Origin of the sequence: Pantoea anthophila, from assembly GCF_026104315.1 — a bacterium.
In the GTDB taxonomy this organism is placed as follows: Bacteria; Pseudomonadota; Gammaproteobacteria; order Enterobacterales; family Enterobacteriaceae; genus Pantoea; species Pantoea anthophila.
Map to the genome: position 1 here is coordinate 2,538,143 of NZ_CP110473.1, position 21,585 is coordinate 2,559,727.

The window sequence follows — 21,585 nt, forward strand, 5'->3', positions numbered from 1 at the left end:
ATGGACCAGTCACTCCACTTTATTTTTACCTCTTCATTTTAACCCATTGTTATATAAACAATTAAAAATTGTGGCACAGGGTTTGCAAAATTGTGACTGAGCGCAGCCCACAGGGATGAGGCAGGATGCAGTGCCGCGCGTGAAACACCTTTCCCCCATCGCAACGAGGTTTCACATGAAGATAGGCGTCTTTATTCCGATTGGTAACAATGGCTGGCTGATCTCCTCCAATGCACCGCAGTACATGCCAACCTTTGAACTCAATAAGGCAATCGTACTGAAAGCAGAGCATTACCATTTCGACTTTGCGCTTTCGATGATCAAATTGCGCGGCTTCGGCGGAAAAACAGAATTCTGGGATCATAACCTGGAGTCATTCACCCTGATGGCTGGTCTGGCGGCTGTCACCTCACGTATTGAAATTTATGCCACTGCCGCCACCCTGACGCTGCCACCGGCCATTGTGGCGCGCATGGCGTCCACCATTGACTCCATCTCTGGCGGCCGTTTCGGCGTCAACCTGGTCACCGGCTGGCAGAAACCGGAATATGAACAGATGGGCATGTGGCCTGGCGATGAGTACTTCAGCAGCCGCTACGCCTATCTGACCGAATACGTTACCGTGCTGCGCGATCTGTGGGGCACCGGAAAATCGGACTTTAAAGGTGAATTCTTCACCATGAACGACTGCCGCGTCAGTCCGCAGCCGCAGCGCCCGATGAAGGTCATCTGCGCCGGTCAGAGCGACGCCGGTATGGCCTTCTCCGCACAGTATGCCGATTACAACTTCTGCTTTGGTAAAGGGGTAAACACCCCTGCCGCGTTCAGCTCAACCTCGATTCGCATGAAACAGGCGGCGGCGAAAGCCGGTCGCGACGTCGGCTCCTACGTCCTGTTCATGATCATTGCCGCGGAAACCGATGAGGAAGCGCGGGCGAAGTGGGAACACTATAAAGCCGGTGCCGATGAAGAGGCGCTCTCCTGGCTGACCACCCAGAGTCAGCAGGATACCAAATCGGGCAGCGACACTAACGTGCGCCAGATGGCCGACCCCACCTCTGCCGTCAACATCAACATGGGTACCCTGGTCGGCTCCTGGGCCAGCGTGGCGCGGATGCTGGATGAAGTGGCTCAGGTTGAAGGCACCCACGGCGTGCTGCTGACCTTTGATGATTTCCTGGAAGGGATCGAGAACTTCGGACAGCACATCCAGCCGCTGATGCGCTGTCGCAGCGCCCTGCTGGATGCCCGGAAGGAGGTGGCATGATGAATACCGTTTACTGCGCTCACACGCCTGACGTGACTCAGGTCGAACTGCCAGCCCGGCCGGAGCCGATTGCTTTTCCCCCCGCTCAGAGTGCGCTGATCGTGGTCGATATGCAGAACGCCTACGCCACTGAAGGGGGTTATCTTGACCTGGCGGGCTTTGATGTTTCCGCCACGCAACCGGTGATAGCGAAGATTCATCAGGCGGTGACGGCGGCGCGTGCCGCAGGCGTGCAGATTATCTGGTTCCAGAACGGCTGGGACAGTGACTATGTTGAAGCCGGTGATGCCGGTTCGCCCAACTTTCACAAATCAAATGCGCTGAAAACCATGCGCAAACGACCTGAACTGCAGGGCACGCTGCTCTCCAAAGGCGGCTGGGATTACGCACTGGTGGATGAACTGGTGCCGCAGCCCGGGGACATTGTGCTGCCTAAATCGCGCTACAGCGGCTTCTATAACACGCCGCTCGACAGCATGCTGCGCAGTCGCGGCATTCGTCATCTGATCTTTACCGGCATTGCCACCAACGTCTGTGTGGAATCGACGCTGCGCGACGGCTTCTTTCTGGAGTACTTCGGCGTGGTGCTGGAAGACGCAACCTACCAGGCTGGCCCGCCATTTGCCCAGCAGGCGGCGCTGTTCAATATCGAAACCTTTTTTGGCTGGGTATCGGATGTCGATACCTTCTGCGAAAGCCTGAAAGCCCCCTGATCACCGAGGATGACGCTATGCCAAAAAGTATCATTGTTCCACCGGGTACCACGACGCCCATCGCCCCGTTTGTCCCTGGCACGCTGGCAGATGGCGTGGTCTATGTTTCGGGCACGCTGCCGTTTGATGCTGACAACAACGTGGTGCACGTCGGGGATGCCGCCGCGCAGACCCGCCACGTACTGGAAACCATTAAAAAGGTGATTGAAACTGCGGGTGGCACGATGGCGGATATCACCTTCAACTCTATTTTTATCACCAACTGGGCAAACTATGGTGCGGTGAACCAGGTCTACGCCGACTACTTTCCCGGCGATAAACCCGCCCGATTCTGTATTCAGTGCGGGCTGGTCAAACCGGATGCGCTGATTGAGATCGCCAGCGTGGCCCACATTGGCAAGCCGGAGGTCTGATGCAGCTGGATATTCTGGGCCTGCAAAATCCCGATGCACCGACGCTGGTGCTCTCCTCCGGGCTGGGCGGCGTAGCCGGTTTCTGGCAGCCACAGCTGGCGGCGCTGACGACACGCTATCGGGTGGTCTGTTATGACCAGCGCGGCACCGGACGCAGCGCTGACACGCTGCCGGAGGGCTACAGTATGGCGATGATGGCGGCGGAGCTGGCCGATGCGCTGGCGCAGCACGGCATCCTGCGCTTCAGCCTGATTGGTCATGCGCTGGGTGGCCTGCTGGGGATGCAGCTGGCGCTGGACTACCCGGAGCGGATCGAGCGGATCGTGGTGATCAACGGCTGGCTGTCGCTGCATCCCCATACCCGCCGCTGCTTTCAGGTGCGCCAGGATCTGCTGCTGAACGTCGGCGTGGAGGCCTTTGTCCGTGCTCAGCCGCTGTTTCTCTATCCGGCAGAGTGGATGGCGCAGCATCTGACGCGGCTTGAGCAGGAGGACAGTCATCATGTCGCCCATTTTCAGGGAATGGAAAACCTGATGCGCCGGCTGCACGCCCTGATGAGCGCGGATTTCAGCGCCCGGGCGGCGGCAATCCCGCAACCGGTGCTGGTGATCGCCAGTGAAGATGACCTGCTGGTGCCGTGGAGCTGCTCACCTGCGCTGGCTGCCGCCCTGCCCAACGCCACGGAGCAGAGAATAACCTGGGGCGGACATGCCATGAGCGTCACCGACGCCGAAACCTTTAATGCCCGGCTGCTGCAGTGGCTGGATCAGACCGATGACGTGCAGCCCCTGCAGCGCGTCGTCTAAGCTCTCGCGGAGAAGATTATGAGCCTGGATACCCTTACCCCTGCCGTTGACAAAACGGCCTTTCGTCATGCGATGTCGCGCCTGGGCGCGGCGGTCAACATCATTACCACGGAAGGCCCTGCCGGACGCGCAGGCTTCACCGCCTCTGCGGTGTGCAGTGTCACGGATGCGCCCCCTACACTGCTGGTCTGCCTGAACCGTTCGGCCTCGGTTTATCCGGTGTTCCGCGAAAACATGCAGCTCTGCGTCAACACCCTGGCGGCGGGCCATGAAGCGCTCTCCACGCTGTTTGGTGGTAAAACCCCGATGGCTGAGCGGTTTGTGGCTGCAGAGTGGTCGACGGCCGTTACCGGCTCGCCGGTGCTGAGCGGCGCGGTCGCCTCCTTTGACTGCCGGATCACTCAGATTGTCAGCGTCGGCACCCATGACACCCTGTTCTGTGAAGTCCTGGCCGTGGTGCGCAACGACGATTCTCACGGCCTGGCCTGGTTTGACCGGGGATACCATCCCCTGATGCGGCAGGAAGCCTGATAACCCTTCCCTGAAACCCACCGGCATTCATAACGCTCTGGAGTAGACGATGGCACGATCCTGGTTTCCGCAATGGCAAAAGAAGTCGGCTTTAACAGAAAACGGTATTATCGCCCCGGATGAGACGCTGCCTGCGGGGCAGACGCTGGTGCTGGGTTTACAGCACGCGGTGGCGATGTTTGGCGCAACGGTGCTGATGCCGCTGCTGATGGGACTGGATCCCAATCTGGCGATTCTGGTCTCCGGGATAGGGACCCTGCTGTTCTTCTTTATTACCGGCGGCCGCGTGCCCAGCTATCTCGGGTCAAGCGCCGCGTTTGTGGGCGTTGTGATTGCGGTGACCGGTTTCAGCGGTCAGGGGCTGAACCCCAACCTGAGTGTGGCGCTGGGTGGCGTCATCGCCTGCGGCCTGCTCTATACGCTGATAGGCGTGGTGGTAATGAAATCCGGCACCCGCTGGATTGAGAATCTGATGCCGCCCGTGGTGACCGGAGCCGTGGTGATGGCTATCGGGCTGAATCTGGCGCCGATTGCGGTGCACAGCGTCTCCGCCTCCGCCTTCGACAGCTGGATCGCGGTGATGACCGTATTATGTATTGGCCTGGTGGCCGTCTTTACCCGCGGAATGGTTCAGCGCCTGCTGATTCTGGTGGGGCTGATTCTGGCGTGGGCGATCTATGCCCTGCTGACTAACGTTCTGGGACTGGGCAAGCCGGTGGATTTCACGGCACTGTCACAGGCGGCGTGGTTTGGTCTGCCGCATACCACCTCGCCGACCTTTGATCTGCATGCGATGGTATTAATCGCCCCCGTCGCCATTATCCTGGTGGCGGAGAACCTCGGCCACCTGAAAGCGGTAGCGGGCATGACCGGACGCAACCTCGACCCGTATATGGGACGCGCCTTTGTGGGCGATGGTCTTGCCACGATGCTCTCCGGTTCAATCGGCGGCAGCGGGGTGACCACCTATGCGGAAAACATCGGGGTGATGGCGGTGACCAAGGTCTACTCGACGCTGGCATTTGTTGCTGCGGCGGTCATCGCGATCCTGGCCGGTTTCTCGCCGAAGTTCGGTGCGCTGATCCACACCATTCCGGCGCCGGTGATCGGCGGTGCTTCGATTGTGGTCTTCGGACTGATTGCGGTGGCAGGCGCGCGCATCTGGGTTCAGAATCAGGTCGATTTAGGCCAGAACAGTAACCTGATCATGGTGGCGACGACGCTGGTCCTTGGCGCAGGTGACTTTGCGCTTAAAATCGGTTCATTCACGCTGGGCGGCATCGGCACGGCGACCTTTGGGGCGATTATCCTCAATGCCATTCTGCGCCGTAACCGCGCCATGCAGCAGGATAAGCTGGCGCGTCAGCAGGGTTAACTACTCCAGCGGTGTGGCAGCAGGCTGCACCGCTTTCTTTCGTTTCAGCCGCAGTTCACTGACAATCACGCCACAGACAATCAGCGCCCCACCTACCAGCGCCAGTGCAGGCAGTCGCTCACCGGCGTAAATAACCGTGGCACGCGTGGGTGACACGCTGCGCTGCGCCCAGTTCATCGTGACCTGAATCAGCGCGCTGGCGGCGCCCAGTCCCAGCGCACTGAACAGCAGCGGCATGGAAATCACGGGCACCGTCTCCCCATTGGGGATCATCAGCGCAAAGGCGCACAGCGACGCCACCGCGAGCTGGATCAGCGTCACGCGACGCACATCGACCCGACTGGCAAAGCGGCTGATTAAGATAATCTCAGCGGCAATCGCCAGCGTACTGAACAGGGTGGCTATCTCCCCGGCATTCAGGCTGATACGGCCATCCTGCGGCCCCGCCACCAGCAGCAGACCGGTAAAGGCCAGCAGAATCCCCAGCCATGACATGATGCCCGGCGGACGACGTAAAAACAGCCATTGCAGCAGCGGCACCACCGGCACGTAGAGCGCAGTGAGAAACGCGGACTGACTGCTGGAAATGGTCTGCATTCCCCAGGTCTGCAGACCGTAACCGCCGGCAATCGACAGGCCAATCAGCGTCCCGGCTTTCACTTCCAGCCAGGTTATTCCTTTGAGATAGCGCCGGAAAAAGAGCGCCAGCAGCAGTGCGGCGGTGGCAAAACGCAGACCGACGAAAAAGAACGGTCCCGAGTGCTGCATCGCCCGATGCACCACCAGAAAGGTCCCGCCCCAGATCATAGTTATAAAGATTAACACCAGCTCCTGCCGCGTCAGGCGCAGGGATAAGCCGCGGAGAGTGTCCGACATAATTCACCTGATAAAAGATTCGGACAACATTGTGGAGGAGAGCGAGGGGGAAAAGCAACGACGTTAACCGCCGGATCTTACCGGCGGCTATCAGGGGATTAAGCGTCCGTTTTCTTCGGACTGCTGCGTCCGCCCTTTTCGCCGGCACGCGCGGCACGCTGCGGATCGTTTTTAAAATTACCGCCGCTGTTTTTGCCCCCTTTGCGTCCCGCTTCTGCGGCACGTTCACGGTTTTCAGCAAAATTACCTGAACCGCCACGATGTGTTGTCATGATGTGCTCCTGTCGCGTAGTGCGATAAATAAGAATGAGAAAGTCGAGAGCTGACGGCCCGGGGCCTGGATTCAACCCATGGTTAAAGAATAGCCAGATTCTGCTTTCACCCCGCGCACGGTCACATTTAGCAACAGACTATTCACCACCGATTTGAGTAAATAACGAACATTCCTCTGGCTTACAACCGATTAGCTGCGGAATTATTACACAGCTAAATCCGCCCATTCCTTCCCTCCCCTGCGTAAAACGAAAGCTCTTCTATACTTTTTCTGGACGTCTAAATCACCTGGAGAGATCAATGGCTAAGATTCTGGTGCTTTATTACTCAATGTACGGACATATCGAAACGATGGCGAACGCGGTTGCTGAAGGCGCTCGTCGGGTTCCCGGCGCGGAAGTGGATATCCTGCGGGTACCAGAAACGATGGAGGCCAGTCGCTTTGCGGAGGTGGGCGGCAAAACCGATCAGCTGGCGGCAGAGGCGACGCCGGATGTGCTGCCGCAGTATGACGCCATTATCGTCGGCACCCCGACCCGCTTCGGCAACATGTCCGGTCAGATGCGCACCTTCTGGGATCGCACCGGCGGCCTGTGGGCATCAGGTGCCCTGTTTGGCAAGGTCGCCAGCGTCTTCACCTCAACCGGCACCGGCGGCGGTCAGGAACAGACCATTACCTCGGTCTGGACCACCCTGGCGCATCACGGCATGGTGATCGTGCCCATCGGCTATGGCACCAAAGAGTTGTTTGATATCTCTCAGGTGCGCGGCGGAACACCTTATGGTGCGACAACCCTGGCAGGCGGGGATGGCTCACGTCAGCCCACGGAAGCGGAGCTGAACATCGCCCGTTTTCAGGGCGAACATGTTGCCAGCCTGACCACTAAACTGCAGGACTGATTTAATCAATGGAGAAAAGTATGTCTACTGAACAATCAAAAGCACATCACGTTGGCGAATGGGCCAGTCTGCGTCATACCTCCCCTGAAATTGCTGAGGCCATTTTCGAAGTGGCTGATTACGATGAGAGACTGGCAGAAGAGATCTGGCGTCAGCAGGGCAGTGACGATGTACTGATTCGCGCCTTTGAAAAAACCGATAAAGATCTCCTGACCTGGGATGACAAACCCGTAGAACGTAAAAACGTCTGATTCAGGGGCGGGATCTTCCCGCCCTCAATTTTTTCGCTCACCAAGGAGAACGCTATGTCTTCCTATCAAAGCATTAATCCCGCCAACAACCAGTTGCTGAAGAGCTGGCCATCCCATGATGATGCCGCCGTCAGCCATGCCCTGGAGGTCGCTGACCAGCTGTTCCACTCCTCCTGGAGCAAAGGGGAGATTCAGCCGCGCCTGCAGGTACTGAAAAAGCTGGCTGACCTGATTGATAGCCGTGCGGAAGAACTCGCCACCATCGCCAGTAAAGAGATGGGTAAACTGATTGGTCAGAGCCGGGGCGAAGTCAAAATCTGCTCGCAGATTGCCCGCTACTACGCGGAGAATGCTGAGCGCATTCTGCAGCCGCACACCTACCCCAGTGAGCTGGGCGAAGCCTGGGTTGAGTATCACCCGATTGGTGTTCTGGTGGCCGTTGAGCCGTGGAACTTCCCCTACTATCAGCTGATGCGCGTGCTGGCGCCTAACCTCGCGCTGGGTAACCCGGTGCTGGCAAAACATGCCAATATCGTGCCGCACTGTGCCGATGTCTTTGAAAAACTGGTTCGCGAAGCAGGTGCGCCTGAAGGCGCCTGGACGAACCTGTTTATCTCTACGGAACAGGTCGCGGATCTGATTGCTGACGATCGGGTTCAGGGGGTTGCCCTGACCGGTTCCGAGCGCGCCGGTAGTGCCGTGGCCGAACAGGCCGGTAAGCACCTTAAGAAATCGACGCTGGAGCTGGGCGGCAACGACGTCTTTGTCGTGCTGGATGATGCCGATCTTGATGAAGCCGTGCGTCAGGGTGTGCAGGCGCGCCTGAGCAACTGCGGTCAGGTCTGTACGGCGGCAAAACGGTTTATCTTGCATGAGAAAATTGCCGATCGCTTTATCAGCCAGTTCAGTGCGGCGCTGAGCGCGGCGACGCTGGGCGATCCGCTGGATGAGAAGACCACGCTGGGTCCGCTTTCCTCGGCAGATGCGCGCGACCGTCTGGTTAAACAGGTTGATGAAGCTGTCGCCAGCGGCGCAAAACTGCTGACCGGCGGTAAAGCCGTTGAAGGCGTGGGCTGCTATTACCAGCCCACGATTCTGACCGGCATCACACCCGATAATCCGGCTTACTATCAGGAGTTCTTTGGCCCGGTGGCACAGGTCTATGTGGTGGCAGATGACCAGGCCGCGGTGGCGCTGGCCAACGACTCTCACTATGGTCTTGGCGGCTCCGTCTGGACGCGGGATATTGCCCGTGGCCGCAGGCTCGCTTCTGCCATTGAAACCGGCATGGTGTTTATTAACTCGCAGAGCGACACCTCCGCCGAGCTGCCTTTTGGCGGCGTGAAACGTTCCGGCTATGGTCGTGAACTTTCCGATCTGGGCATCAAAGAGTTTGCTAACCAGAAACTGGTTGTTGTGGCGGGATAGGCTGCCGCAGGTATAAAAAAACCCCGTCTCGACGGGGTTTTTTATTGTCAGCAGCATGGGGATATTACGGTGTCGCTTCAGCCGCTGACTTTGTTTTATCGTTCTGCGCGCTGGCAGACGGTGTTGCAGTATCAGCCTTGTCAGCCGTGGCGTTGTCACCGGCTGATTTCGCCGCTGCGTTATCCGCTTTGGCAGCAGCCGCGTTCTCCGCTTTGGCCTTCTCAGCCGCCGCTTTATCCGCGGCAGCTTTATCCGCTTTAGCCTTCTCCGCTGCGGCTTTGTCAGCGGCAGCTTTCTCCGCTCTGGCCTTCTCTGCTGCGGCTTTGTCAGCGGCAGCTTTCTCCGCTCTGGCCTTCTCTGCTGCGGCTTTGTCGGCGGCGGCTTTATCTGCGGCAGCCTTATCCGCATCCGACTGCGCTTTGTCTGCGGTCGCCTTATCGGCTTCCGCTTTGTCAGCGGCAGCATCCTGCGTCGCAGCGGCTTTCGCACTGTCGTCATCAGATGGCGTCGCGGCGGCTGGCTGTGGTGCAGCGGCTGGCTGCATTGGCGTGCCCTGCAGCGCCGCGTTCAGCGCCTGAGAGAACTGATCCCAGCTGCAATAGCCGTTAGCATCCGTCGGGCAGCCCGCCAGTTGCAGCGTCACACGTTTTGGCGGGTTTTTCAGACTCAGCACGTCCGCATTGCGCAGCTGATCGGCGCTCTGATAGACATATTCGACTTTGAGCAGGTCTTTGTCATTTTTCGCGTCGTGCCAGCGTTCAAAGACAACCTGACCACCAATCGGCGTTTTTTCCCAGGTATCAGGCAGCTCATACGGCTTCACCTGCAACGCGCTCAGCAGCGAGGCAATGTTTGAATCGTGCCCCACCATCAGCGTAATAGCTGGTGCACTGGCTTTATCCTGATCGACCAGCTGACTGCGGATGTAATCCACCAGCGGGGCGGCCACTTCGCGCGAGATATCCGGACTGGTAAACAGCGCGTCCTGATAGCCATTTTTAATGGCCGACAGCTCTTTCCACTGTTCAGGCGTCTTGATCTGTCCCCACGCCACCTGCTCCAGCGGGAAACCTTCATAATATTGCAGGGTGAACGCATCCATCAGCGAGTTACCCACTTTCAGCGGGCCACTGACATTCGGCTCTTTGCCATTTTCCGCGCTGAAGGTGTTCTGACCACTGCTCAGATCGCACTGCTTTTTATTGTTACAGGCAGGCGAAGATTTATAGTCAACAATCTTCTCAAGACGCTGGAAAGCAGGCTTCAGCGAGAGTTTTTCATTTTCGGCAGCCATCGCAGCCAGCGCTTTCTTGTTGAAGGCTTCGCTGCCATCCGTGATGACCGGATTAAAGATAGGATCCATGGTGCCCATCGCATCCTGATGCGTGACCGCGATGTCACAGCCCGGGAAAGCGCCATTGACAAAAAACTGGGCGGTGGCAACGGTACGCTGCAGGCTGTTGGCATAGACAAAGACGTTATGGCTGTCAGGACAGCTGCCGTTCTTCACCAGTCCCTGCTGGGCCAGCCACTGACGGGTATAGTTACCCATGTAGATTTCCAGCACGCCACCTTTGGTGGTCAGCTGACCGCCAGGAACGTCCCACTGCGGCCAGCTTTTTTTGGTGGACTGCTCCAGCACGCTGCCGTTATCGGCCAGCGGCGCACGCAGATTGTGACGGCTTAGCATCAGGACCTGCTGCAGCTGCATATCACCTTCAGCCGCCAGCGCGACGGTTCCGACCGGCAATGCTGCGAGCACTGACAATGCGCAAAGACTCAGTTTCTTGATCATTGTGCCTATTCCATTCATTCAGTAAAGAAACACTCTGGCTATCAACCGATTAGCTCGCCTCAGAGCGACGTAATCCCTAGTGTAACTCAGCTCGCCTCAGAAAAGCGCCACATGTTTGCAAAAACGGTGAGTAGACTATAGCAGAGAGGATAAAGAGAGATGAATGCAAAGCCGGATGCGGCTCAGTGCGCCTTTTCGGCATGGCAGAAGAACAGAGGAAGGCAGAAACGAAACAGGCCAGCACTCAGTGCTGGCCTGTAAAATCTGGCGGAGGAGGAGAGATTCGAACTCTCGGATGGTTTCCCATCGGCGGTTTTCAAGACCGCTGCCTTAAGCCACTCGGCCACCCCTCCGTTTTGAAACAGTACTGCATTGGCAAAATTATCAGCTGACATTTTGCCACTTTATTGCCCGATGCAGATAAAGTGGCGGAGGAGGAGAGATTCGAACTCTCGGATGGTTTCCCATCGGCGGTTTTCAAGACCGCTGCCTTAAGCCGCTCGGCCACCCCTCCGCAATGACGCGCACTATAAACATCCCGATTATCGATGTAAAGCCTATATCTGACTGTTCGCATGAAAAACAGCCATTTCCTGTTTTTTCGCTGTCAAAATCACCACTCTGCTCAAACAATTAGCAGATTAGCGCGTAAAGAAGGGTAAAACGGCTTTTCCCTCTTTAATGGCCTGCGTATTCTCGGCTCATATTTAGTGTTCTGCTTAAAGGAGCGCAACATGGAAAGAATTGTCACCTCATCGCAGTCCTCACTGCTCTCAACGCACAAAGTTCTGCGCAATACCTATTTTCTGCTGGGATTAACCCTGGCTTTCTCAGCCGTGACGGCCACGGCCAGCACCCTGCTGGCGTTACCCGCTCCCGGTCTGATCCTGATGCTGGTCGGCTTTTATGGTCTGATGTTTTTAACCTACCGTCTGGCTAACAGCCCGATGGGCATCCTGGCCGCCTTTGCCTTCACAGGCTTCCTGGGTTACTGCCTGGGTCCGATCCTGAGCTCTTTCCTGACCGCAGGGATGGGGGATGTAATCGCACTGGCGCTGGGTGGAACGGCGCTGGTCTTCTTCTGCTGTTCCGCGTATGTGCTGACGACCCGCCGTGATATGTCCTTCCTTGGCGGAATGATGATGGCGGGCTTTGTGGTGCTGCTGGTCGCGGTAGTGGCTAACCTCTTCCTGCAGTTACCTGCTCTGCATCTGGCGATCAGCGCCCTGTTCATTCTCTTTTCAGCCGGCGCGATTTTGTGGGAAACCAGCAATATCATTCACGGCGGAGAAACAAACTATATCCGGGCCACGGTCAGCCTCTATGTTTCACTCTATAACATCTTTGTCAGCCTGCTGAGCCTGCTCGGTTTTGCCCGCAGCAACTGACAGACACGTGCATCAGCGTTGAAAACCCCGCTCCGGCGGGGTTTTTGCTTTTACTGCTACGCCAGTTTGCTACACTGCGCCGTCATTTACAGAGAGGAAGTCACGTGAATTTTAACGGTAACGAAATCGCCGTCGATGCCGAAGGCTATCTGAAAAATCCCAGCGACTGGAGTGCAGCGCTGGCTGAACATATTGCCGCGCAGGAAGGCCTTACGCTGACCGACGCTCACTGGGAGGTCGTCCATTTTGTGCGCGCCTTCTATCTGGAATTTAACACCTCCCCCGCCGTACGAATGCTGGTGAAGGCGATGGCGAAGAAGTATGGAGAAGAGAAAGGCAACAGCCGCTATCTGTTTCGTCTTTTCCCTGACGGGCCGGCTAAGCAGGCGACGAAAATCGCAGGCCTGCCCAAACCGGCCAAATGTCTCTGACTATCCGGTCGTAAAGCCGCGTGGGGGTGATGACGGCTGGTGCGGCTCCACACGCACACTGTCCACCCGCGCGCTGCGTGGCCCGCCCGCTTTGAGCCAGGCGATGAGGGCCTCGACCTTTTCCGCCTCGCCCCAGGCCAGCACTTCGACACTGCCATCCTCCAGGTTACGCGCATAGCCCAGCACGCCCAGCGCGCGGGCTTCGGCCTGGGTGCTGTAACGGAATCCGACGCCCTGCACGCGGCCATAAACCCATGCTTTAAAACAGGCTGCTGACATACTGCCCTCCTGCTGCTGTTCGTTGCAATTTCCCGTTATCCACCGGACAATGGCACCTCATTTTTTCAGGTAAGCATAGCAAACTATGACAGTCAGATTGATTCTCGCAAAGGGACGTGAAAAGTCCCTGCTCCGTCGCCATCCCTGGGTCTTTTCAGGCGCTGTCGCGCGTCTGGAAGGTAAAGCGCAACTGGGTGAAACCATTGACGTGTGTGACAGTAACGGCAAATGGCTGGCGCGCGCCGCCTATTCTCCTCAGTCACAGATTCGCGCCCGTGTCTGGAGCTGGCAGGCCGATGAATCCATCGATATCGCCTTCTTTGTGCGCCGTTTTGAGCAGGCGCAGCAGTGGCGCACATGGCTGGCAGCGCGCGACGGTCTGGACAGCTATCGTCTGATCGCCGGTGAATCTGATGGTTTACCGGGCGTCACCATTGACCGCTTTGGCAATTTTTTTGTTCTGCAGCTGCTCTCCGCTGGAGCCGAATATCAGCGAGCGGCGATCATTACTGCCCTGCAGCAATGTTTCCCCGGCTGTGCAGTCTATGACCGCTCCGACGTCGCTGTGCGGAAGAAAGAGGGGCTGGAACTGACGCAGGGTACGATTACCGGCGAACTGCCGCCGCCTCTGCTGCCGATTACTGAGCATGGCATGAAGCTGCTGGTAGATATCCAGGGTGGCCATAAAACCGGCTACTACCTCGATCAGCGAGACAGCCGTCTCGCCACCCGCCGTTACGCTCAGGATGCCCGGGTACTTAACTGCTTCTCCTATACCGGTGGATTCGCCGTCTCGGCATTGATGGGCGGCTGTAAAGAGGTGATCAGCGTTGATACTTCGCAGGAAGCGCTGGATGTGGCACGTCAGAACGTCGAACTGAATGAACTCGACCTCTCCCGCGCGCGCTTTGAGCGTGATGATGTCTTCAAACTGCTGCGTCGCTATCGTGACAGTGGGGAGAAATTTGATCTGATCATTATGGATCCGCCGAAGTTCGTCGAAAACAAAAGTCAGCTGATGGGCGCCTGTCGCGGCTATAAAGATATCAACATGCTCGCCATTCAGTTGCTGAATCCCGGTGGCGTTCTGCTGACCTTCTCCTGCTCCGGTCTGATGGCCACCGAGCTGTTCCAGAAGATCATTGCCGATGCCGCACTGGATGCCGGCCGCGAGGTGCAGTTTATTGAGCAGTTCCGTCAGGCAGCGGATCATCCGGTGATCGCCAGTTACCCGGAGGGACTCTACCTGAAAGGTTTCGCCTGCCGCGTCATGTGACTTGAAAAATTGGCTCCTGCCCCCATATTGGAAAGAGAGCTTTTTTTCGGAGGTCACTATGATTGCCAGTAAATTTGGTATTGGTCAGCAGGTTCGTCATCGTTTGTCCGGCGTACTGGGCGTTATTGTCGATGTCGATCCTGAGTACTCGTTAGATGAGCCTAAAATTGAAGAGGTTGGCGCGGAAGAGAAGATGCGTTCGGCACCCTGGTATCATGTCGTGATGGAAGATGAAGAAGGCGATCAGGTGCATACCTATGTTGCTGAAATTCAGCTTTCGGGCGAAACCAGTGTTGAACACCCTGAGCAGCCCTCAATGGATGAACTGGCGGCCTCAGTGCGTCAGCAGCTTCAGGCGCCTCATCTGCGACATTAATCTGTGGCGGCACCCTCTGCCGCCACACCTCTCTTCTCAGCGCGTGATCCCCAGCCGCGGAATCTCAATCTTCGGACAGCGATCCATAATCACCGTCATACCTGCATCCTGTGCCAGCACGGCCGCCTGCTCATTAATCACACCCAGCTGCAGCCACAGGGTTTTTGCGCCCACCGCAATCGCCTCCTGGGCTACACCCCACGCGGCTTCAGAATTGCGAAATACATCCACCATATCAATATGGCCCGGAACATCTGCCAGGCTGGCATACGCCTGCTGCCCCAGCAGCGTCTTGCCCGCCAGCTTCGGACTGACCGGAATCACGTCATACCCCTGATCAAGCAAATATTTCATCACGCCGTAGCTGGGACGCTCAGGGCGATCGCTTGCCCCGACTAAGGCGATGCGTTGGGTGCGGGTCAGCACCTCGCGAATTGTCTGGTCGTTCATCGTTATCTCCTTTCAGGCCAGAGTTGAGTGTAGATGGGCACACCCCCGAACGGTTAAGTCAGTGACGTAATTAATTGAGCCAGCGCACGATTAAATATGTTTAAATGTAAACTAACTGCCATAATGTAAGAATTTGCTACACATAATCCTGTGTGTCATCAGTTACCGGAGTTGAAATGAAGCTGTCGCTGGCTGTAATGGGGTGGGTCGCTCTCCTCGTTTCGGCGTCCTGTTCTGCCATCACGTTAAAGCTCGATCCGCAAATCGATCTGCTGGTGCTGGATGGCCGTAAGATTTCAGGCTCGCTCCTCAAGGGCGCAGACAGTTTAGAGCTGGACCGGGGTCAGCATCAGTTTCTGTTTCGGGTAGAGCAGCAACGAAAAGGTCAGAAAGAGAGCACCCTCGCCTATCAATCGGTGCCGATGATCGTCACCTTCACTGCCGTGGCTAAAACCATTACCATCCGGCTGCCTGCGCTGGAGACAAAACGCGAGCGCTATCACTTCGATCGCAGCCTGAATTTCCTGCTGGTGGATGAGAAAGGGAACGAAATCACCAGCCTGCGCGATCGTCTGCCTGCCGCGCCCGCTGTCGACATGGAAAAAGCGATGGTGAACTACAATCGCACCGGTCAGATCGCCTCTGTGCCTCGTTTTGCCCATTCAGCCTCTGAGACGCCTTCTGCGGTCAGTCTGACCGCCGATCTCGACTGGACGATTGAAGCGGAGCATCCCTCACTTCACCGCTGGTTTCAGCGCTTTGACGAAGCGACGCGTCAGCAGTTTCTGACGCTGGTCAAAATGCTGCGCACCAGTTGATAGCGCTGAAAGCGCAGAGGTAAACTCGCGCTATCGCTTTTTCCGCATGACCCTGAATGGAGACGTTTGTGGAGCAGACTACCCGTACCCTTGGCAAACAAAAACATATCGCACTGGTCGCCCATGACCATTGCAAAGCCGCTCTGCTTGAGTGGGTTAAACAGAATCAGCCTGCACTGGAATCCCATATCCTCTATGCGACCGGCACCACCGGGAATCTGATCAACCGCGACACCGGCCTGAATGTCACGGCCATGCTGAGCGGCCCGATGGGCGGCGACCAGCAGGTAGGCGCGCTGATTTCAGAAGGAAAGATAGATGCGCTGATCTTTTTCTGGGACCCGCTCAATGCGGTACCCCACGATCCCGATGTCAAAGCGCTGCTGCGTCTGGCTACCGTATGGAATATCCCGGTCGCCACCAATCGCTCCACCGCAGATTTTATTATTCAGTCGCCGCTGTTTGCGCAAAGCAGCGAGATCATGATCCCTGATTATGCGCGCTATCTGGCCGGACGGCTGAAGTAACTCAGGCTTTACGCAACACCGGTACACCCAGCTCACGGAAGTGCCCGACAAAGGGTGACGGCGCGCTTTTATCAAACAGCAGAAAAACCTGCTGGCGCGCCCGTGTCAGAGCGACGTAGGCCAGGCGGCGCTCTTCTGCATCCGGGAACGCTTCCGGCTGCGGTAACAGGCCCTGTTCGATAATCGATTCGCGCACGTTCGCCGGAAAGCCCTCTTTGCCCTGCTGCAACCCCAGCAGAATGACGTAGTCCGCCTGCTGGCCTTTACTGGCATGGATGGTCATAAATTCCAGATTGAGTTTCGGCCAGCGGGTTCTGGCTTTGTCCAGCACATCCGGTCGCAGGTAGTGATAGCGCGCCAGCAGCAGGATGCGCTCATCAGGCTTTACATAGCCGCTGAGTTTATTCAGCAACGGCTCCAGCTGATCGTCCGCCAGCAGTGAAATCGACTTTTTATTCCCTTTGGTGATGCTGTTAAGCGGCTTCGCCAGCTGCTGCGGATTCTGCTGGATAAAACGGTTCGCAATGTCGCCGATGCGATCGTTAAAGCGGTAAGTGGTATCCAGCACACAAAGGTCACCCTCACCAAAGTAGTGATGAAACGCCGTCGTCAGCGTCATCTCTGCACCGCTGAAGCGGTAGATGGCCTGCCAGTCATCACCAACGGCAAACAGGGCGGTGCGCCTGTTCTGCTGGCGTAAAGCGCTGAGCAAGGCGGCGCGCTGCGGTGAGATATCCTGAAACTCATCCACAAGAATGTGTTTCCAGGGGCTGATAAAGCGCCCTTTTTCCAGCAGAGCAATCGCCTGATGAATCAGCCCCGAAAAATCGACCGCGCCCTCCTCTTTTAACGCACTCTTCCACGCTTTCAGCAGGGGAGCCATCAGCCTGATACGTTTGCTGAACAGATCGCGCACATCCTCAGGCACCTCTGCGATCATCGCGGCCTGCGCGCCGCCATGCATGCGCATCAGCCCCAGCCAGCGTTCGAGCCGGGACGCCAGGCGCTTAGCCAGTTTGTCATCTTCCCAGAATGGCCCCTCCGGCACCTCCCACTCCAGCTCGTCACGCAGCCATTGGCGCCAGCCGTTGGCCTGGGCCTTTTTTTCATGACACTGCTGCCGCCATTCCTGAATCAGCAGTGCACGACGTGCATCGGCATCGCTCTCCAGCTTGCTGATGACCGGCTGTTTGTTGCTGCCTTCACGAATAATATGCAGGGCCAGAGAATGGAAGGTTCGCGCCTGAATATCACTGGCTGACAGCCGCGACTGGATACGGGCGTTCATCTCTTCTGCAGCCTGTCGGCCAAAGGCCAGCAGCAGAATTTGATCGGCGCTGGCGAGATTGCGCTGCATTAACCAGCCCGCACGCGCCACCAGCACGGAGGTTTTACCGCTCCCGGCGCCCGCCAGCACCAGCAGTGAATCTTCGCCGTTGACTACCGCCTCGCATTGCGATTGATTGAGAGGCGTACTCTCGACCGTGTCGAAGAATGCCCGGTAGCGGGTCAGCATTGCGGCGGTCCAGTCACGGTTTCGCTGCCGCAGGGCCGCCTCGCCCTGCTCCAGCCAGCGCTGACAGAAAGCCTGGTTTTCACGACAGTCAGCAAAATCCTTCAACCGGGAGAGCGGCAACGGCAACGCATCGAACTGCTGAATAATGGTGTTTTTCAGCGCCTGCAGTTCATGCCGGTTCAGCCAGCGATCCTGCGCACTGAATGCCTCAATGTCATCACGCAGGGTCTGCAGCACGTCGCGGCACACCGCACTCATCTCCAGGCTCCAGCTCTGCCAGGCCTGCAGCAGGTAGTGATAAAAGCGCTGCGTTTCCTGCCATTCCGTGCCATGCAGCCGCACCACTTTTTCATCAGCCAGCAAAAATTCCAGTTCGCCCCACACCACGCCGCGTTTGCAGGCGATATCCAGCAACTGATTAAAAGGGATCAGGTACTCATGCTTATCGCCACTGACTTCGACGCCCGCTGCCATCAGACGGACACGATTATAGGGATGCCGGGCAAGTCGTTTGCCCATCGAAGTTGCTTTCAGTTCCACGCCGACACTCACGTCAGAGAATAGGATTCGGGGAAGTTTACCTGTCAGACCCTTGGCGCTCCAGCCTTAAAACAGGCTAAACTTGGCGTCACATCTTGCGGAATGCAAAAGGAAAAGAAGATCATGCGCACCGTCTTAAACGTTCTTAATTTTGTCCTGGGCGGTTTTTTCACCACCCTGAGCTGGCTCTTTGCCACCCTGATCAGCATCGTACTGATTTTTACCCTGCCGCTTACCCGCTCCTGCTGGGAAATTACCAAACTCTCGCTGCTGCCATTTGGTAACGAGGCGGTGCATGTGGATGTGCTTCGCCCTGAAAACAAAAGCCACATCATGAACACTGGCGGAACCTTTCTGAATATCTTCTGGCTGATTTTCTTCGGCTGGTGGCTCTGCCTTTCCCATATCTCTGTCGGGATTGTGCAGTGCATCAGCATCATCGGCATTCCGGTCGGGCTGGCTAACTTCAAGATCGCCGCGATAGCACTCTGGCCGGTCGGACGCCGGGTGGTGTCAGTGGAAGAGGCGCAGGCTGCGCGCGAAGCCAATGCCCGCCGCTATTAATATGATGTCAGCTACGCTGCCGGGCTGGCGCAAATATCTGTTTAACAGCGCCTGGCGCTATCTGCTGCGCATCCTGTTTGCGCTGAGCGGATGTGCCGCTATTCCCTGGTGGCTGCACCAGATTGAGTGGACCATCCCGCTGACGCTGGGCGTGGTAGCGGCGGCGCTGGCCGATCTCGATGATCGTCTGGCGGGCCGCCTGAAGAATCTGCTGATTACCCTGCTCTGCTTCTGCATCGCCTCGGTTTCCGTCGAGTTACTGTTTCCCTGGCCTCTGGCCTTTATCGCTGGCCTCGCGATCTCAACCTGGGGTTTTATTCTGCTGGGGGCGCTGGGTCAGCGTTATGCGACGATCGCCTTTGGCGCGCTGCTGATTGCGGTCTACACCATGCTTGGCATCGGGCTGTTCAGTCAGTGGTATATGCAGCCGATCCTGCTGCTGGTCGGCGCGCTCTGGTACAACCTGCTGACACTGCTGGGTCACCTGATGTTCCCGGTGCGACCGGTGCAGGAGCAGCTGGCCGGCAGTTTTTCACAACTGGCGCGTTATCTGGATGCGAAAGCGAATCTGTTCGACCCGGATGCGGGTGAACAGGATGATGCCGCCTTTGTGGAGGCGGCAATGGTCAACAGCCAGTTAGTGGCCCAGCTCAACCTGACCAAAACCACGCTGCAGAGTCGTCTGCGCGGCGATCGCGGCTCTCGCGGAACCCGCCGCAGCCTCCACTACTACTTTGTGGCGCAGGACATTCATGAACGGGCCAGCTCATCTCACCTGCAATATCACCTGCTGCGGGGTGACTGGCGCTATAACGAAATTCTGTTTCGCTTCCAGCGACTGCTGAATATGCAGGCTCAGGCGTGTCGGCAGCTGGCGCATTGCATCCTGATGCGCGAAAGATGGGTACATGACAGCCGGTTTGAGCGCGCGTTTGAACGTCTGCAGAAAGCCATAGAGCGTCTGGAGCAGCGTGAACCGGAAGCCGCCCATACGCGTGCGCTCTTCTGGCTGCTGCGTAATCTGCGCGCCATCGACGCTCAACTCGCCTCGATTGAATCTGAACAGACCCTGTCAGGCGAAGACACTCAGCACAGCGACAATCTGCTGTCGCGAGAAGGGCTGAGTGGCTGGAGTGATATCCGGCTGCGCTTCAGCCGACATCTCACGCCCGCGTCGGCGCTGTTCCGGCATGCTGTCCGGATGTCTGTGGTGCTCTGTATCGGCTACGGTTTTATTCAGGTGACCGGACTGGAACGCGGTTACTGGATCCTGCTGACCAGTCTGTTTGTCTGTCAGCCTAACTACAACGCAACCCAGCGACGGCTGGCGTTGCGTATCGGCGGGACGCTGGCCGGTATTGCGATTGGCCTGCCCGTTTTATGGCTGGTGCCCTCCATAGAGGGTCAGTTAATCCTGATCGTTATCTCCGGCGTGCTCTTTTTTGCCTTCAGACAGGTCCAGTATGCGCAGGCCACGCTGTTTATTACGCTGCTGGTGCTGCTCTGCTTCAATCTGTTAGGTGAAGGATTTGAGGTCGCCCTGCCACGGGTGGTAGATACCTTACTGGGCTGTGGGCTGGCCTGGCTGGCTGTGGCCTTTATCTGGCCTGACTGGCGGTTCCGTCAGTTACCGGCCGTGGCAGAACGCACTCTGCAGGCCAACTGTCGTTATCTTGACGCCATCATGGAGCAGTATCATCAGGGCAAAGACAACCGACTCGCCTATCGCATTGCGCGTCGTGATGCGCACAATGCCGATGCTGAGCTGGCGTCGGTGGTGTCAAATATGAGCAGTGAAAGTCGCACCAGCCAGAAACTGCGTGAATCCGCTTTTCAGCTGCTCTGTTCTAACCACTCGTTTCTGAGTTACATCTCTGCACTGGGTGCCCACCGCGATAAGATCAGCGATCCGGCACTGCTGACGCTGCTGGATGACACCGTCTGCTACGTGGAAGATGTGCTGCAGACGGAGGTGGTCAGTGATGAACAGGCAGAGGCGATGCGCCAGCCGTTAGCTCAGCGCATCAGCCAGCTGGCCGCGGATGCAGACACGCGTGCGCCACTGGTGCTCCAGCAACTCGGTCTGCTGGTGGCACTGATGCCTGAAATGGCTCGCCTGCGCCGCACGCTACTCGCCGACTAACCTTTGCTGCTTCCGGGCGCTGTGTCAGACAACAGCGTGCGCTGAAACCAGGCGTTCAGCTCGGCCCGGGTTGCCTGCGGCAGTGCAGCAGCATGATGACCGGTGATTGCGCCCTGCAGCGCCAGCAATGTCTGAAATCCGACGTGCTGGTTGATGGCTTTCAGCTTCAGCCAGCACTGTTTGGCCCCCATCTGGTAAAGATGGTTGACGCTCATGATACCCGCGTCATACAACATCATCTCCAGACGGACACTGAGGTTGGGCAGATCTTTGAGGCGCGGTGAACCCTGCCTGTCCTGCAGCTCCAGCTGCGCCGTTTCCAGTGAGGCGGCGGAGAGCGCCAGCAGGTGCTCAGGATCGCGCCATAACGTCTCATCGACGCGGTAGTAATTGAGACTGACCAGCTTACCTCGCTTGCGAAACACCAGCGGCTGCAGAGGCCGATCGGTGATGTACGCCTGCAGGGGTTCACTGGCGCGCAGGTAGAGCTCACCCTGATTAATTAACGCGAAAACCACACTCTCAACCGCCAGTGCATACCCGCCGAACTGGGTACGGGACTCAATGGCTCCCAGTGGGGCCAGATGCGCTCTGGAGCGCTCTACAACCGGATTCACCTTTTTCATTGCACCACCTCCATGTCAGAAAC

General features: G+C 57.4%; 24 protein-coding genes and 2 tRNA genes. 17 read left to right on the forward strand and 9 right to left on the reverse strand.

Features of this window, described 5'->3' with window-relative positions:
• Window positions 1–175 precede the first annotated feature (175 nt).
• Genes rutA through rutG form a run of 6 tightly spaced genes read left to right on the forward strand, consistent with a single transcriptional unit; the run spans window position 176 to window position 5,105 of the window.
• Complete coding sequence (gene rutA, locus OJ965_RS14345; protein WP_154927879.1) at window positions 176–1,267, forward strand: pyrimidine utilization protein A; 1,092 nt, start codon at window positions 176–178, stop codon at window positions 1,265–1,267.
• A complete protein-coding gene (rutB, locus tag OJ965_RS14350; RefSeq protein WP_154928061.1) occupies window positions 1,267–1,980 on the forward strand; it encodes a pyrimidine utilization protein B in 714 nt (237 codons plus the stop codon). Before rutA ends, rutB begins: the two co-directional genes overlap by 1 nt.
• Window positions 1,981–1,997: 17 nt before the next feature.
• On the forward strand, window positions 1,998–2,393 hold the full coding sequence (gene rutC / locus OJ965_RS14355) for a pyrimidine utilization protein C (protein ID WP_265136540.1): 396 nt from the start codon (window positions 1,998–2,000) through the stop codon (window positions 2,391–2,393).
• A complete protein-coding gene (gene rutD, locus OJ965_RS14360) occupies window positions 2,393–3,199 on the forward strand; it encodes a pyrimidine utilization protein D (protein WP_265136542.1) in 807 nt (268 codons plus the stop codon). Before rutC ends, rutD begins: the two co-directional genes overlap by 1 nt.
• Window positions 3,200–3,217: 18 nt before the next feature.
• Window positions 3,218–3,730 (forward strand): NADH-dependent FMN reductase RutF, encoded by a 513-nt coding sequence (rutF, locus tag OJ965_RS14365; protein ID WP_033736345.1) that lies wholly within the window; start codon window positions 3,218–3,220, stop codon window positions 3,728–3,730.
• A 49-nt stretch (window positions 3,731–3,779) separates the two neighbouring features.
• Window positions 3,780–5,105: a pyrimidine utilization transport protein G gene (gene rutG, locus OJ965_RS14370; RefSeq protein ID WP_058958004.1), complete on the forward strand. Its 1,326-nt coding sequence runs from the start codon at window positions 3,780–3,782 to the stop codon at window positions 5,103–5,105.
• Here the strand turns inward: rutG and OJ965_RS14375 are convergent, their stop codons facing one another.
• On the reverse strand, window positions 5,106–5,981 hold the full coding sequence (locus tag OJ965_RS14375; protein WP_265136546.1) for a DMT family transporter: 876 nt from the start codon (window positions 5,979–5,981) through the stop codon (window positions 5,106–5,108).
• Window positions 5,982–6,079: 98 nt separating this feature from the next.
• Window positions 6,080–6,253, reverse strand: coding sequence for a con-10 family general stress protein (locus OJ965_RS14380; RefSeq protein ID WP_009091008.1), 174 nt, complete (start codon window positions 6,251–6,253; stop codon window positions 6,080–6,082).
• A 301-nt stretch (window positions 6,254–6,554) separates the two neighbouring features.
• On the opposite strand from OJ965_RS14380, the gene wrbA reads away from it, so the two are divergent.
• Genes wrbA through OJ965_RS14395 form a run of 3 tightly spaced genes read left to right on the forward strand, consistent with a single transcriptional unit; the run spans window position 6,555 to window position 8,833 of the window.
• Window positions 6,555–7,154, forward strand: a complete 600-nt coding sequence (gene wrbA / locus OJ965_RS14385; RefSeq protein ID WP_009091010.1) for an NAD(P)H:quinone oxidoreductase — start codon at window positions 6,555–6,557, stop codon at window positions 7,152–7,154.
• A 20-nt stretch (window positions 7,155–7,174) separates the two neighbouring features.
• A complete protein-coding gene (locus OJ965_RS14390; protein ID WP_009091011.1) occupies window positions 7,175–7,405 on the forward strand; it encodes a YccJ family protein in 231 nt (76 codons plus the stop codon).
• A 54-nt stretch (window positions 7,406–7,459) separates the two neighbouring features.
• Window positions 7,460–8,833, forward strand: a complete 1,374-nt coding sequence (locus OJ965_RS14395; RefSeq protein ID WP_154927883.1) for an NAD-dependent succinate-semialdehyde dehydrogenase — start codon at window positions 7,460–7,462, stop codon at window positions 8,831–8,833.
• 64 nt (window positions 8,834–8,897) lie between these two features.
• Here OJ965_RS14395 and agp read toward each other — a convergent pair whose 3' ends face one another.
• From agp to OJ965_RS14410, 3 genes are all read right to left on the reverse strand, one after another.
• On the reverse strand, window positions 8,898–10,628 hold the full coding sequence (gene agp, locus OJ965_RS14400) for a bifunctional glucose-1-phosphatase/inositol phosphatase (RefSeq protein WP_265136555.1): 1,731 nt from the start codon (window positions 10,626–10,628) through the stop codon (window positions 8,898–8,900).
• A gap of 265 nt (window positions 10,629–10,893) precedes the next feature.
• A tRNA-Ser gene (locus OJ965_RS14405) sits at window positions 10,894–10,981 on the reverse strand.
• A 73-nt stretch (window positions 10,982–11,054) separates the two neighbouring features.
• Window positions 11,055–11,142 (reverse strand) — tRNA-Ser (locus OJ965_RS14410).
• A 220-nt stretch (window positions 11,143–11,362) separates the two neighbouring features.
• Between OJ965_RS14410 and yccA the strand changes: the two genes are divergently transcribed.
• Window positions 11,363–12,016 (forward strand): FtsH protease modulator YccA, encoded by a 654-nt coding sequence (yccA, locus tag OJ965_RS14415; protein ID WP_009091017.1) that lies wholly within the window; start codon window positions 11,363–11,365, stop codon window positions 12,014–12,016.
• A 104-nt stretch (window positions 12,017–12,120) separates the two neighbouring features.
• Window positions 12,121–12,447 carry a TusE/DsrC/DsvC family sulfur relay protein gene (locus OJ965_RS14420; protein WP_009091019.1) on the forward strand — a complete coding sequence of 109 codons (327 nt, stop codon included), beginning with the start codon at window positions 12,121–12,123 and terminating at the stop codon, window positions 12,445–12,447.
• Here the strand turns inward: OJ965_RS14420 and yccX are convergent, their stop codons facing one another.
• Entirely contained in the window at window positions 12,448–12,726 is a 279-nt protein-coding gene (gene yccX / locus OJ965_RS14425; RefSeq protein ID WP_154927885.1) for an acylphosphatase, read from the reverse strand. It abuts the gene before it with no gap.
• 85 nt (window positions 12,727–12,811) lie between these two features.
• Between yccX and rlmI the strand changes: the two genes are divergently transcribed.
• The gene (gene rlmI / locus OJ965_RS14430; protein ID WP_009091023.1) at window positions 12,812–14,002 is read left to right on the forward strand and encodes a 23S rRNA (cytosine(1962)-C(5))-methyltransferase RlmI; all 1,191 of its coding nucleotides are present in this window, start codon (window positions 12,812–12,814) and stop codon (window positions 14,000–14,002) included.
• A 58-nt stretch (window positions 14,003–14,060) separates the two neighbouring features.
• Entirely contained in the window at window positions 14,061–14,378 is a 318-nt protein-coding gene (hspQ, locus tag OJ965_RS14435) for a heat shock protein HspQ (protein WP_009091024.1), read from the forward strand.
• A gap of 36 nt (window positions 14,379–14,414) precedes the next feature.
• Here the strand turns inward: hspQ and OJ965_RS14440 are convergent, their stop codons facing one another.
• Complete coding sequence (locus tag OJ965_RS14440) at window positions 14,415–14,828, reverse strand: CoA-binding protein (RefSeq protein ID WP_009091026.1); 414 nt, start codon at window positions 14,826–14,828, stop codon at window positions 14,415–14,417.
• A gap of 176 nt (window positions 14,829–15,004) precedes the next feature.
• Here OJ965_RS14440 and OJ965_RS14445 point away from each other — a divergent pair, with 176 nt between their 5' ends.
• Together OJ965_RS14445 and mgsA are read left to right on the forward strand one after the other, a co-directional pair.
• Window positions 15,005–15,646, forward strand: a complete 642-nt coding sequence (locus OJ965_RS14445) for a YccT family protein (RefSeq protein ID WP_009091028.1) — start codon at window positions 15,005–15,007, stop codon at window positions 15,644–15,646.
• Window positions 15,647–15,714: 68 nt separating this feature from the next.
• Window positions 15,715–16,173, forward strand: a complete 459-nt coding sequence (mgsA, locus tag OJ965_RS14450; protein WP_009091029.1) for a methylglyoxal synthase — start codon at window positions 15,715–15,717, stop codon at window positions 16,171–16,173.
• 1 nt (window position 16,174) lies between these two features.
• Here the strand turns inward: mgsA and helD are convergent, their stop codons facing one another.
• A complete protein-coding gene (gene helD, locus OJ965_RS14455; protein WP_265136561.1) occupies window positions 16,175–18,229 on the reverse strand; it encodes a DNA helicase IV in 2,055 nt (684 codons plus the stop codon).
• Between the two features lie 123 nt (window positions 18,230–18,352).
• Between helD and OJ965_RS14460 the strand changes: the two genes are divergently transcribed.
• Window positions 18,353–18,793 carry a YccF domain-containing protein gene (locus tag OJ965_RS14460; RefSeq protein WP_009091033.1) on the forward strand — a complete coding sequence of 147 codons (441 nt, stop codon included), beginning with the start codon at window positions 18,353–18,355 and terminating at the stop codon, window positions 18,791–18,793.
• A gap of 1 nt (window position 18,794) precedes the next feature.
• The gene (gene yccS, locus OJ965_RS14465; RefSeq protein ID WP_369750594.1) at window positions 18,795–20,936 is read left to right on the forward strand and encodes a YccS family putative transporter; all 2,142 of its coding nucleotides are present in this window, start codon (window positions 18,795–18,797) and stop codon (window positions 20,934–20,936) included.
• On the opposite strand, the gene OJ965_RS14470 is transcribed toward yccS, so the two are convergent.
• Window positions 20,933–21,562 (reverse strand): TfoX/Sxy family DNA transformation protein, encoded by a 630-nt coding sequence (locus tag OJ965_RS14470; protein WP_058958010.1) that lies wholly within the window; start codon window positions 21,560–21,562, stop codon window positions 20,933–20,935. The genes yccS and OJ965_RS14470 overlap by 4 nt on opposite strands.
• Window positions 21,563–21,585: the final 23 nt, after the last annotated feature.